We start from the raw sequence: 14,115 nt of genomic DNA, 5'->3' as shown, positions 1-14,115 counted from the left end.
CGAATCTCACAAGCTTTTCGAAATCTTTTTTGAAAAAAAAATTTTCATCCCGATTCCGTATTCTTGTCAGCATTTCAGTGAACGTCTTTCGTTGTTGCGGGTGCAAAAGTAGAACCTTTATTCAGTTATACAAGCTTTTTCCATGTGTTTTTTTCATCTTTTTTCGGATTATTTCTTAACTCACTGATAACAGATTCTTTACAATCCAAAAATTTTTACCCATCTGTAGCCTTTTTCTGAATTATGGTGCAGTTTTCATGATTTTACCGGGTTTTCATCCGCAGCTTTTAGCGGGTTTTTAATCTTTCGGCCTCTTTTATGAACAAAAAACAACCTTTTGAACTGGAATATTTGGCGGTTTTGATCCCGGAAAGACGCGAAAGTCCTGGGTTTTCTTCCTTTCAGGCTCTCTTTTACCCGGAATCTTCTCTTCTTCCTCTAAATTTCTCCTGAAAACATCTCCCATAGCCCCGATAGAAGCGGAAATCCTTTTGCTTTTTTCTTTAAAAAGCAAAAGATTGAAGCGGATAGCGGGAAACAGCTCCTTATAAATAACAATCTTAAAACTCCATCGTCTAAACTTAGAAAAGCTTCCACTCCACTCAGCTTGGCAAAAGCTATACTTATATATATTATAGTATAAAATAATTTCTTCCTTATATATGTATAGAAAACATGAACAAACTTTAACTAGCTATACAATTATTATATATTTTATCTTTGCTTAAAAAAGATACCATTAATGAACATACAGGATTTAGTTGGCAGATATGCTATTTCAGGAAGTAATCAGGAAGAAAGTAACAACATTAGCTACAAAGGCGTTTTAACTTTGTCGTTAGATGAAAACGACCGAATTATTGCGCATTGGCTAATTAATAATACCCAAGAACAAAAAGGCAAAGGTTTCTTTAAAGATAATATTTTAGTAATTAACTTTAATTATAAAGGTGACGATAGAAAAACTTATAAAGGAGTTGCTGTTTACAGATGTATCACCAGGGATGTTCTTGATGGATTTTGGTCTGAAAAACATGGCAATCCACTCTATCTTGGAACTGAGCATTGTTTAAGAATGGAAAGTACTGAAACACTCAACTAATGTCTATTAATTTTTTTTCCATTCAAAGTTCCCATTTTGACTTACATTAAATTTAGTAACTTTTCCATTTTCCTTTATAAACTCACATTCGGCACCCAGAATATTCTTAAACTGGAATTTTACATCAGATTGAAAAATTAAAGGAACAGTTCCTTGTCCTGAAATCTTAGCAAGTAAATGCCCATTTTCTTTCACAATTTCAATACTTCTTTTATTGTCTATTGACAATGTATAAGTACCAATATATTCATTTAGTAAAGCAGCATCTACATTAACTTCATTTTGGAATGTTTTTCCCAATGCAAGACTTGTAATATCAACTGACAATTCATCCTTTGGAGCACACCCGCAATTAAATAATGCAGCGACAAAAACGTCCTCTTTAGGAAAATAGATTTCAGTACTTAAAAATCCTGTTATAGCTCCACCATGTTCTATTGATTTTATACCATTTATATTTTTCAATATCCAGCCATAACCATATTCTGTCATGCTTCCATCTTTCAATTTAAAAGGCACAAATGCTTTTTCTAAAGTTTCTTTTTTAAGGATTTTATATGAATACAATCCTTTGTTCCATTTTAATAAATCATCAACATTTGAAATCAATTCACCTGCGGCATAAGCAATAGTCATACTCCAGTAATCAGCATTTTTAAATTCTGCGCCTTCTTTTCGATACCCGTTGACTCTATTGGGAATAATATCATTTGAAGTATCAAAATAGATATGATTTAAATCTAATGGTTTTAAGATGTTTTCCTGCAGATAGGTTTTATAACTTTTGCCCGATACTTTTTCAATAATATACCCCAATAGAAAATAGCCTGAATTACTATATTTATATTTCGTCCCAGGCTCAAATTCTAATGGAAAATTTTTAAAACGATCTATAAGTTCTTTCGGGTCAAAATCTCTCCTTTCTAAATTAGGTTCTGGATAATCAATCTGCATATAATCCCTTATTCCTGATGTGTGTGTCAATAGATTCTCAATAGTTATCTTTTTAGAATTTGACGGGAAATCAGGAACGAATTTCTGCAAGCTGTCTTGTAAAGAAATTTTACCTTGCTCTACCAATTGCAAAATAGCAACAGCTGTGAATTGTTTAGTTATTGATCCGAGTTTAAAAACCATTTCTGGCTTAATTGGCACATTTAATTCAAGGTTTGCACTTCCAAAAGCTTTCTTATAAACAATCTCGCCTTTTTTTGCTACCAATATTTCACAACCAGGCTCAGATGCGCTAAATTTAGAAGAAAGCAATTCGTCCAATTTTTTTTCTAATTGCACGTCTTCTTTAGATTGTCCATAAATGCAAACTATCCATAAAAAGGAAAGAAGAAAATATAATTTATTCATGTGGTTAATTAAATATATCATTAAACAAATTCACGTAATATACTATTTTTTAACACATTATAAAACTATTTTGCATTAAATTCGACTAGCTTCTTTGTTCCGTTTTTAAATTCTACTGAAATCGTTCCATTTGTCTGTTCTGAAACTTTTAGTGGAACCAGTTCTTTATTATTCCATTTCTCACCCGATTTTTTCCAAAGCATTAAAATTGCATAAACAGCTGGTTTATTTGATTGAGAATTTGCTGCAACATTAATTACTGTGCTTTCCTTACTTTCTGGATGAAGCCCTTTTGCATTTACGATTTCAGACTTATTCCATCCTAAAAGCGAAATCATGGCTAATTGATATTTTCCATTGTCGATAATCGTAACCTCTTTACCTTCAATCGTTTTTTTAGTTGTAATGATTTCTTTCTCTAATTTAGGCAGCGCATAATGACCTAATCGCATTTCGATTGGCTTATCACTGTTATTTTTATCTACTCTTAAAATTCCGTTAGGAAGAGGAATATCCACTAAATCAAACTGAATATTTTCATCTGTTTCCAAAACTGCATCTCTATAATAAATACCGTTTTCGAACTTCTTAAATGTATATAATCGAAAAGCTTCCCATTGGTCTTTTTTATTCTTAATAACATAATTCATAGCAACTTCTCCATTTTCACCATCAGCTTGCCAAGGAAAAGCACTGTTATATGATAATCTGTTGTAGTTTTCTGTAGAACGAAACTTTTGCCAATCGCTACTTACTTTTTCATGGCACCACGCTCGAACTTCTGAAGCTCCGATATTTGGATAATCTGTGATCAAAATTTGAGATTCTCCCTGATATTTATTGTAAACTTCATCTTTTTTAAACTTCGTTTCCCAATCGCCATTATTTTCTTTGCTCGTCCAAAATGGATTATTATCTGGAACCAGCAAACCTAAGAAGATTTTCCCCATCCAAAATACACTTCCGCGACAACTGTAATTTTGTACTGCCGGTTCAAATTCGCCATAAAAACCAAGTGTAGGCACATTATCTTTCATAAAATCAGGATGCGTCAAAAATTGTTTGATTACTCCTGATGAAATTCTGCGCATCCAACCAAAATTTGTATTTGGATCATTATAGAATCCCATTAAAGGAAAAGGAACTACAGCTCCTGTCCTATAACTAATACTTCTGCCCCACATAATCATTTCGCCATTCTTGCTGAACAAATATGGATAATTATCTTTTAAATCGTTGAAATTAGTTGCGAACTTTGCTGCAAAATCAGGATAATATTTCTTTCCAAAAAACTCCGACCAAATCGTTCCATACATTTGAAAAGCCCACATACTATAATAGTCAAAAGCTGGAGCATCATTATACCAGCCATTGCCACGATAATGTTTTAATGATTTTTCTAAATATTCAACGAGTAATTTTTCGTTAATGCTATAACCTTGATCCTTGAAAAAACTCAAAACAAAAATGTTGAAAAATTTCCAATTTGAATCTACTGTTGGGCCATCACCGTAACTGAGCATTATTTTAGCTAAATCATCTTTCTGCGTTTGTGGAAGCGGTTTCCACAAAACATCCGGATTTGTCATCAGCGAAAGTGCCAAAGCTCCAAATTCAACTAATTTTTGGCTTGGACCACCGTTTTTAGTTCGAGGCTCTATATAGGACGGACTTGTTGGATCTGTAAGTTTTGTTATTTGGTATCGATAATAATAGGCAACTTTAATATTATTGATTACTAAATTTGGGTTTTCTTTTAATAAAGGCGAAGCTATAAATAAGGTTCTGCATAGCCCTTCCAGTTTTTCTGTTGGAACTTGATTTTCGTTTGCTGGATAACTTTTTCCTTCTTGCTTGGGAAATTTCATCGGATCATCCATTGAATGAACATAACTAAATGCTCCTTCCAACAAATACATTGCCGCATCTCTCCAATGCTGTTTTGTCATTCCTGTATAAGGACTAATACTAAAATCAGGATTTTTTATCTGAAATACATTCTCGGTATTTTCTTTTTGTTGTGAAAATAAAGATTGGCCGAAAATAATCGCTAAAAACAAGAATGCTCTTAATTTATTCATTTTTAAAAACTTTGTAATTCTTTGTATAAAATCTACTTTTCAGGATTGATTGAATCTTAATTGTATTCTATGGCAAATAAGGTTTTAATACTACTAATTTATCTCCAGATAAATCTACTTCAAAAAATTTCGGAATTCTGACTGTTTTACCATCAACTTTTTTATGACTATGAACTGACATCAACCATTTGCCATCGAAGGTTTTAAATAACATTCCATGACCAAAATTTGGAGGTGTAATAGGATCTTTTTCCTGAATCCATGGGCCGTCTAAAGTACCGTTTTTAGAATAAGCTACTCCTTGTGTATAAACATCATATATCCAACTCGTCCAGATCATTCCTAAACGACCAGAACCTGTTTTAAACAAATAAGGACCATCTGTAACTTTATTCGGTTTGTCATTTCCCTTAGCGTCTTTTTCTCTGCTCCAAGGGGAATCGCTTGCTTTAAAAAGCAATTTTCCTTCTCCGATTGAACCACTTAAATCTGGTTTAAGTTCTATTTTTTCAATAGTTCCATTGCCATTTTGTAGCCACTCATAACAATAGATCATATATGGTTTCCCATTCTTATCAACCCAAAATGTGCCATCCAAAGTTGGTTTATTAGCAGGTAAATAAATGTCATCTTTCATTGGCAAATAAGGCCCCTGAGCATTATCGCTAACCAAAATATGACTCGCACGACGCTCAATAGTATTACCGGCAACCGTATCTATTATTTTGTCTCTATTTGTAAAAGTGGCGAAGTAGTAATATTTATTTTTAAACTGATGAAATTCTGCTGCCCAAATCATGGGATTTGGTCCCATCCAGGAATTTGGATCTGTTTTGGCAATTTCATAAGGACCGCTCCATAATTTTAAATCTTTGCTTTTCCAGAGTAATCCGCCTGTACCAGTCATATAATACATATTGGTTTTCTTATCTGCTAAAATAGCTGGATCACTCAATCTAATCGAATCTAATGGAACAGCTTCTTTTATTGGTCTCTTTTTCTGAGCATGTGTTGTTGAAAAATATAAAAGACATATAAACATCGAAAAAACAAGACGTGATTTCTGTTTCAAATAATTTTGCTGTGTTTTCATTTTCATAATTTTTAAAATAACATCCTGAGTTACCAACTTCTAGTTTATAAATTTACAGATACTTACAACTCATTTTATTGGTTTTCTGTAAAAGTGTTCAAATTCCATTTCTCTGCCCACTTTAAAACCGGTTTTTCATTTGTAATGGTAATTGGAAGCCAAATATAACTTCCGTCAATTGGGTTTTCTGGTTTCCAACGATCGGCCATAAAAATAAATTGGTCTTTTTTTCCGAAGATAGGTAAAATATAAGTGCTTTGTGAATGAAATGTCAGTGCCGAATCTTCACCTATACATGGATTTCCCAATGATTTCCAAGGTCCAAAAATCGATTTTGAAGAGAAAGAACGCGCTTCGTTTGGATCCCAACCTGTACAACCCGAAGTTATCATGTAATAGATTCCGTCTTTTTTAAAAATAGCTGGAGCCTCATTGTGTCCTGCAGGTGCCATTCTTGCCCATTTTTCTGTAAAATCCAAATAGTCATCGGTAAGTTCTGAAATATGAAGCGTCAAATTATCTTCAGAAGAATGAATTAAATATGCTTTTTGATTTTCATCCACATAAACTGTCATGTCTCTTGACATTTGACCTTTTTTGAAATCCCTACGAACCAACATTCCGTCGTTTACAGCATTTAGCCATTCTGAACTCCAAGATTTTAACTTATCTTCATTTGGAGAAGACGTTTTATTTTCCTCTTTAAAATTCATTGGCCAAACTCCTTTATTGGGACGATATGATTTATAATATTTAAAAGGACCTTTTGGATTATCACTTATTGCAACTGCCGCTTTTGCCGCATTATAACCTTGATTTTTTAATTCTAAATGAAACCACATCAGATATTTTTTCGTTTTTTCATTGAAAATCACTTTTGGGCGTTCCATTATGCAACCTTTGGTTATTTCGGAATTCGGATTTTCTTCTGCTTTTAAAACGATTCCCTCATTTTTCCAATTGTATAAATCTTTGGAAGAATAGCAACTGAAACCTACCAAGGATGTATTTCCTCCTTTACCTTCTGTTTTATGTTCTCCATACCAATAATAAGTTCCGTCAACAAAAAGAATTCCACCGCCGTGCGCATTAATATGAGCTCCATCAGTATCTTTCCATAGTTTTCCTGGCTCAAATTCTTTGTTTTGACTGAACATTATGGCGCATATAAAACTTATAATTATCGAATATTTTAATCTCATTTTTAATTCTTTTTTTGATAAACCCTGATATAATCTATTATGTATTTTGACGGGAAACTTTCTGGTGTGAGTTTCCCGCCATTTATTCCGCCAACAGCCAAATTGACCAATAAATAATGCGGCTGCTGAAACGGAAATATTTTTTGATCTGTATTTTGATTAGCATCTTTTACACTAATTTCATTCAGTAACTCATTGTCAACATATAATTTAATCGCATCGGCATCCCAATCCATTCTCCAGATGTGAAACTTATCTGCCCATGAATTATCTTTAAAATCAGTCAATTTTTTTATTTCGCTATCCCAGGCAACATTTTGTTTGTCTGATTTCCAGGCGGCGTTAGCTAATATTTTTCCGGTGTAATATTCCATAATATCAATCTCTCCGTTTGCAGGCCAATTTCCATCTATGCCCAAAGTCCAAAAGGCCGGCCACATTCCGTTTTTTACCGGAATTTTAGCCCGCATTTCGAATCGGCCATATTGCCAGGAATGTTTTCCCTGTGTGAGTAAACATGAAGAAGTGACTTTTATAGAATCTCTTTGTTTTTTCCAGTCACGATGATTTTTAGAAATAAAATTCGGATTTGCTCTGTTTTCTTTTCTGGCTTCAATAATCAAAAAACCATCTTTGCAGTAGGCATTTTCTTTTTGATACCATTGATCTTCTTGGTTTCTCACAAAACCTGTTTCGTAACTCCAATTCTTTTCATTTGGAAGACCATTTTTATTGAACTCATCTGCCCAGACCAATTTATAATCTTCAGAAGATGAAAATCTTTGCTTGTAATTTACAAAACTAAAAAGAAGCATTAAGACGATACCTAATGCCAAAAACTTACCAATAAATCTCATTTTAAATCTATTTTTAAATCCTGATCAATCTCAGGAAATTCTAAGAATTTTTATTAAGATTAGGGATCCCGAAAGATCCCTAATCATTTCTATACTAATTAAAACCTACTTTTATTTATATTCATTTCATTACTTTTTGATAACTCTAAGAGTTAAAGCTGGATGTGATTGCATCTTTATCAGATAAATTCCTGGAGGCTGATTTTCAATATTCAAATGAATTTTGCCACTCGCATTTCCATAATTTGCTGTTGAAATTACTTTACTATCTGAAGTATAAATTGTAATTATTCCAGCGACTTCATTATTTGGCAAAATAATATCAAACTGTCCTGTTGTAGGGTTTGGAAACACGCTGATTGTTTCAACAGATTCTTCTTCTATTGGACTTAAAGCCAACGTATTTGCGCTTTTAGCCGTAAAAGAACCTGAAGATGATAATGTTTTAACTTGTAAAGCTGCCGAATATTGACTTTCTCCACCAGCATTTTCAGAAGCAATTTTATAGAAGTAATCTTTATTTGCTTCTAAATTGGTATCGCCAAAAATGCTGTCTTTTACATAAGCATTTATTATATCGTATGTACCATTAACAGTTGTCGCTCTTTTGATTTTATACGATTCGGCTCCTGTTACAAGCGACCATTTTAAATTGATTGCCGATGATGACACAGCTTCTCCAGTAAAATTTGCTGGAATTGCTGAAATCGCAGGCTGATCATAAACCAATACTGCTGAATAGGCTGACTCAACATTGTCTTTGCCTACAACTTTTATTCTATACTCAGCATGTGTACGAACTTGGTCGATTTTCTCAATAATATTGTAATCTGTTGATTCATAAAAAACTGAAAATGCGCTTTCACCTGTTAGTTTTCGTTCAAGAACATATTTATTAACTAATTCCTGATTGGTTCCTGTCCATTTAACTGTAATGTTTTTATAATCTGATGAAAGCGTATAGCTCAACGTTTCTACTTTTGTTTTCCATAACGGAATATATTCTTTAGCGGAATTATAAGCTTTCGCCGATGCATTTTTAGCATAATATTGCCCCGCAGGAGTCAAAACGGTGTAATCAGTTGATGTGCTCGAAATTACTGGCGCGGTCTGCAGCCAAACATAATTTTGCCAATTTGGATTTCTTGTTTTAAATGCGTCATTAATAGTAACATACATTGCTCTGGCGTCTTGTACCCAATTGTAAATTGAATAACGCTCTACATAATCAGCACTTTCTAAAACAGTTAAAATCGCTGCTAAATCATTTTTATGTTTTGTTGCATTGGCATCTGTAAGCGTATTTACATCATCAGGGAAATTATTAGCGGTCCAGTTTGCTCCAATATTCCATTCTGTAATCCAGATTGGTCTTTTGTATTTGTCATAGATATATTGTAAATCACTTTTCCACTGTGCTGCCGTTTTATACCAATAACAATGCAATGCCACATAATCAACTCGATAATTATTAGCTTCAGCCTGCGTCATAAAATTAGCCATCCACGGATTATAAGGATCTGAAGTTGCAGGAGAACCAACTCGTAATCCAGATTTCAAAAGACCTGGCCATGAACTTATCGCCGCGTCAACAGTCATATTTGCTTGATCTGTATGATCTGGTTCGTTAAAACCTAACAAATGGGTATATCCTTCTTTAGTATATGCTGGGGCAAATGCTGGCCAATATTGTGTTTGACGAATTGGAACATACTCAACATTTGGAGTGGTATCCATTCCAGTATTCCAATTATAATACCATGTAATATTAGTTGAATTGATAGCTTCCGTGCTTCCGCCGGCAAGTCCTTTTTTAGTAACTTGATGCCATCTCATTGTTCGGATAAATGAAATTGTTCCTTTTAAATTAATTGGTAAAACTGGAACTTCAAGGTCTTCATTTTCTGCTATATAAACTCTGCTATATCCAGATCCGTCTGCACTTGTAGCGAAAGTTGCCATATAACCTTTTTTCAATTTGAATGATTTTATGGCATTGTCAAATGATCCTAAATTATCAAATGGAGTTACTGTAACATATTGTTGTGATGTTCCTGCAAAATTTTCTTCGGTAAAAACCTGCAACGGCTGATAATCTGCAACATATAGCGATACAACGGAACCTGCCCCGTAATTTGTAACATTTACATTTGTGCCATTGCCCGCTAAAACGCCATTTACTGAAACGTACTGCAACTGTGAACTGATTACTTCACTTGGTTTGACATTTTCAAAATACAAACTGTTATCTGCTGAAGTTAAGTTTACAGTTGAATTTATTAAAGGATTATATCCATTTTTAAGATATAAAGAAGCAGTTCCGCTTAAAACAACTTTTGATTTTGCAAAAGCTCCTGTACTTGTATTACTCGAAATAGTGTTAGTTTGTAAAGATGGACTAATCACTTTTTCGGGTGCGTAAGCTACATTCTCAAAAGTAACCGAAGATATTGCCATATCTACAGCGCCTGTTGCGTAATTTTTACCAATTACAATATTTGCTGTCTGTTGCTCTTGAACTTTTAGATCGGCTATTCCAAAAAGTGCTTTTGCTCCGGTGATATTAATATAGTAAGTACCTGCGCTTGTTGACTGAAATGTCAAATCTCCTTTTCTAAGTTTATTAACAGCTCCGGTTACAAAATTTTTTGTTGCCAAAACGGTTCCGCCACCATTTGCAGCTGTAGAAATTGAGACCGTCATTTGAGAACCTGGACTTAAATTCGAAATATATTCATATATCCAAGAAAACTGATATCCTTTTGATGCTTCTAATGATACCGGAAAAGAATAAACCGAATTTTGAAGTGCAGTACTGTCCCATCTAATATACATTAATCTGCCACTATAAACAGAATTATCTGATTCAAATGTATGACCAGAAGTTACATCCATGAAGCGCGTACCGCTTGTACTGTTTGCAGTATTAAAAATAGATGGAGAAGCCACATTCGTCCATGCATAAGCAGCTGGAGTTCCGGCATTATCATTAAAAAGACCGTCCCAGTTATTGATTAAGTTTGAAGATTTTAGTTTCAAATCGGCAATAGCCATAAGGCCGTAATCACCTGTAATGGTCAGGTAATAATTTCCATCAAAATTCGAAACAAAAGATAAATCTCCTTTTCGCAATTTATTGGCATTACCCGTTGTAAATGTTTTAGAAACTATAGCGCCTGATCCGTCAGCACCTGACGATATTGCTACATTCAATTTGATGCCGGGAGCAGCATTAGAAATATATTCGTAAAGCCATGAAAATTCATATCTCAAACCTTGTTCTAGTTTTACAGGAAAACTATAAGTTGAAGCTGAATAACTTGCATTATCCCAACGAATATACATTATTCTTCCACTGTAAACCGAATTATCAGATTCAAACGTATGTCCAGAAGTTACATCCAAATAGCGAACACCAGAAGTTGAATTGGCTGTATTCCACGGAAGACTTGTTGACGTATTTGCCCAGCCATAATCGTTCGGCTTTCCAGAATTATTTCCTGTAACTCCAGTCCATCTTCCCAATAAATTATCTGTGCCATACGCAATTGTTGCTCCTGAAGTATCATTTAAAAAATCAAGTGTCTTAGAAGTCAAGTAATGCCCGTCCTGAAAAATATTTGCAACGCCATCTTTTATGGCATATCTATAAGTTTGTTCCTGAGCATTATCTACAGAAGTACTTAAATTATCTGGTGTTGATAATATTGTAGTGCTATTAAAAGTTGTTTTATCTAAAGAGGTTCTAAATCCGAGGCCAATTGTATTTTTAACCTCTACATCGAGTCCTCTCCCAACTGCCGAATTCACTTTTGCTTTTACTTCTAAAGTAAATTCCGTTTGATTAGATAATGGAAAAGATATAATATCTGAACTCACAGCATTTGTAAAAGTCTTAGAACCATTTAATGTTGTGGCTAAATTTGCCTTTACAGGTAAATTGGGAGCTTGTGCATGTATATTGAATACAAAAACCGATAACGAGAATAATAAAAATGCGTATAGTTTTTTCATATGAAATATTTGATTTAAAAATTATTTATAATTTTTGTTTAATGCTTTCATTGGTAACCGACAAAATTATTGGCGCAAGAAATCTCAACTAGCTGATTTTAAAATCAAAACAGAGCAGAAAATTTCTTTCGCTTTTATTAACAGGCAAAATTGTATTGAAATTTATTGTTGTTATTTATATTGTTAAACCTGATTCTTTTGGAACAAACGGGTACAATATATTTATTCATGCGAATTATTATAACTGTCAGCATTATCCCTAAACACATTAGGGATAATGCTTTAACAGTCAAAATTTATAAAAATTAGTTTTAGGAAGTTGGATGTTTTAAATCCGAAAAGGATATCGTCATCTGCAGTAACAAGATAACAATTCAAGGTTACTGCAGTTCCGATATTTTTTAATTATACAGCTAATTAAAGCTGACTTTCATCTGCGACAGCATCCTGCCATTTATCCCAGACTTTAATGTTAGCGTCATAGCCATCATAACCGAAGTTCTGACTTAATTTTCCTTTAATGTTTGCCGTTATAGCACTGCTTGGAATTGGCCAGTAGTTATTACGTTTGTCCATCGTATAAAACTTAGTTCCATTTGGAACCACTATACCACTAGGATATTTATTGTACAATGTATAATGAACGATACGCTGCCACCAATAACTTCCGCCGGCATTATCAGTTCCGGATTGTTTATCCCAATTGGTTTTATTATAAGTTTGACCCCATTCGTCAGGTTTTCCGCTGAGTGCAAGACAGTGTGAGATACGTTTTAACTCGACATTTCTCCATTCTTCAAGATAAAGTTCTCTTCCTCTTTCTGCACAAATATCACCTATTGTTACTGTACCATACATTTGTGCTGCGCCTGCTCTGGCTCTCACTGTATTCACATCCTGAGCTGCTCCACCAACGTTTCCTTGATAAAAACGTGCTTCGGCTCTTAATAAATAAGTTTCAGCTAAACGATATAAGTACCAATGTGCTTTACTTCCTGTACTTGCTCCCTGAAAATCTGTTGCATTTGGATTCGTTTCATTTACAACGTCATGCAAATAAATTTTATATAACGGAAAATCAAACCATTCACGAAGGGTATCTTTTGATAACAAAGTCGTACCATTTCTTAATCTGAAATTTTGACCGTAAAATGCCGAAGTTCTATCACTATATTTAAGATCTTCCATATTTACCCAGTTACCAACAGTACTATTATGTCTAAGGTCTTTTTTGTCTTCAACACCATTTACAACCCACATAGGATGTTGTGAATAATAAGAAGCACTAATTGTAGCAATACCACGCCCTAGCGCTCTTGCATAATCATAATTAGCTTGGTAGTTGGCAGTGTTGTTTGAGGCAAAACGATTTGCTGCTTGTTTTCCGTCAGGAGTTGTTACAGTTGCAGAATTCCAGTTAGGTCCAAAAATTCTCATTGAGGCAAAAGGTAAAAATGATTGTACTCCACCATTTGGCATTATCATAATGGCTTCTCTATTAGCTGCAATAACTTTATTTTCAGGTCGGTGCAAATCCCAAATTACATTTCTGTTAATTGTCCATGTTGTTGGATTTCCACCTGGATCAAAAGTTCCAAAACTAGCTTGCATTAAAGAATAACCAGATGAATTAATCAGTAAATCTGCCTGATTTTCTGCATCTTTAAATCTTCCAGAAGCCAAGTAACATTTAATCAATAACTGACGGCAAGCTCCTTTGTTCACTACACCTAAATAAGGTAATTTTGCCTGATCTGGTACCCATTCTACAGCTTTTTCCATATCGGCAGTAATCATTTCAATGATGGCTTCTTTTCTAGTAGAATAATAACTCTGTTTTGGAACTTCCAAAATTTTAGTAATCAATGGAATATCTCCAAATTGATATACCAAATTAAGATAACGATATGCTCTATGAAAATAAGCCTGACCGATATATTTACGTTTAACTTCTTCAGATAAACTTGTTACCTTATCAATATAAGTCAATACAGTGTTAGCATGTTTGATACCCGTATAAGCTTCGTCCCAGTAAAATCCTAGGTAAAAATCATCGTTTGTTGCTGTTTTAAAACTTCCTGTGGGAACTATAGTGTTAGCAAAATCAGAAATAGTACTGCTATTATCTGTTTTTCCATATTTTGCCATATCAGAGAAAACGTATTCTGTTCCAATTGGCACACTATTACTAGCGCTATTATAATGAATGTAATTGTTACGAAGTTGTTTATCGGCACTTGCCAAAACTGCCTGCAATCCAGATTCAGTACTAAAAGTAGTTTCAGGCTCGTAAAACGAAAGCGGATCTGGTTCCAAAAAATCTTTTGAACAAGAAACCAAAAGAGCAGTGACTGCTACTAAAGGCACAAGTGTTGAGATTTTATTTTTTATATATTTTTTCATT

General features: G+C 33.9%; 8 protein-coding genes. 1 reads left to right on the top strand and 7 read right to left on the bottom strand.

The window, feature by feature from the left end; all coding sequences use genetic code 11:
* Positions 1-742 precede the first annotated feature (742 nt).
* Positions 743-1,102: a hypothetical protein gene (locus GQ47_RS18035; RefSeq protein ID WP_035651355.1), complete on the top strand. Its 360-nt coding sequence runs from the start codon at positions 743-745 to the stop codon at positions 1,100-1,102.
* A gap of 6 nt (positions 1,103-1,108) precedes the next feature.
* On the opposite strand, the gene GQ47_RS18030 is transcribed toward GQ47_RS18035, so the two are convergent.
* The 7 genes from GQ47_RS18030 to GQ47_RS18000 all read right to left on the bottom strand — a co-directional run bounded on the left by GQ47_RS18030 (position 1,109) and on the right by GQ47_RS18000 (position 14,114).
* Positions 1,109-2,464 (bottom strand): serine hydrolase domain-containing protein, encoded by a 1,356-nt coding sequence (locus tag GQ47_RS18030; RefSeq protein ID WP_051951638.1) that lies wholly within the window; start codon positions 2,462-2,464, stop codon positions 1,109-1,111.
* 65 nt (positions 2,465-2,529) lie between these two features.
* Positions 2,530-4,545: a DUF2264 domain-containing protein gene (locus GQ47_RS18025; RefSeq protein ID WP_035651352.1), complete on the bottom strand. Its 2,016-nt coding sequence runs from the start codon at positions 4,543-4,545 to the stop codon at positions 2,530-2,532.
* Positions 4,546-4,612: 67 nt separating this feature from the next.
* Positions 4,613-5,638, bottom strand: a complete 1,026-nt coding sequence (locus GQ47_RS18020; protein ID WP_238568009.1) for a glycoside hydrolase family 43 protein — start codon at positions 5,636-5,638, stop codon at positions 4,613-4,615.
* A 74-nt stretch (positions 5,639-5,712) separates the two neighbouring features.
* Positions 5,713-6,840: a glycoside hydrolase family 43 protein gene (locus tag GQ47_RS18015; protein WP_035651349.1), complete on the bottom strand. Its 1,128-nt coding sequence runs from the start codon at positions 6,838-6,840 to the stop codon at positions 5,713-5,715.
* A gap of 2 nt (positions 6,841-6,842) precedes the next feature.
* Positions 6,843-7,697 carry a glycoside hydrolase family 16 protein gene (locus GQ47_RS18010; protein ID WP_035651347.1) on the bottom strand — a complete coding sequence of 285 codons (855 nt, stop codon included), beginning with the start codon at positions 7,695-7,697 and terminating at the stop codon, positions 6,843-6,845.
* Positions 7,698-7,826: 129 nt separating this feature from the next.
* Positions 7,827-11,711 (bottom strand): glycosyl hydrolase, encoded by a 3,885-nt coding sequence (locus GQ47_RS18005; RefSeq protein ID WP_035651346.1) that lies wholly within the window; start codon positions 11,709-11,711, stop codon positions 7,827-7,829.
* 417 nt (positions 11,712-12,128) lie between these two features.
* A complete protein-coding gene (locus tag GQ47_RS18000) occupies positions 12,129-14,114 on the bottom strand; it encodes a RagB/SusD family nutrient uptake outer membrane protein (protein ID WP_035651343.1) in 1,986 nt (661 codons plus the stop codon).
* Position 14,115 lies beyond the last annotated feature (1 nt).

It is taken from the genome of Flavobacterium sp. ASV13 (assembly GCF_000745775.1).
In the GTDB taxonomy this organism is placed as follows: Bacteria; Bacteroidota; Bacteroidia; order Flavobacteriales; family Flavobacteriaceae; genus Flavobacterium.
Note: the sequence above shows the minus strand (reverse complement) of the source record. Positions and strands in the feature narration are given on the sequence as shown.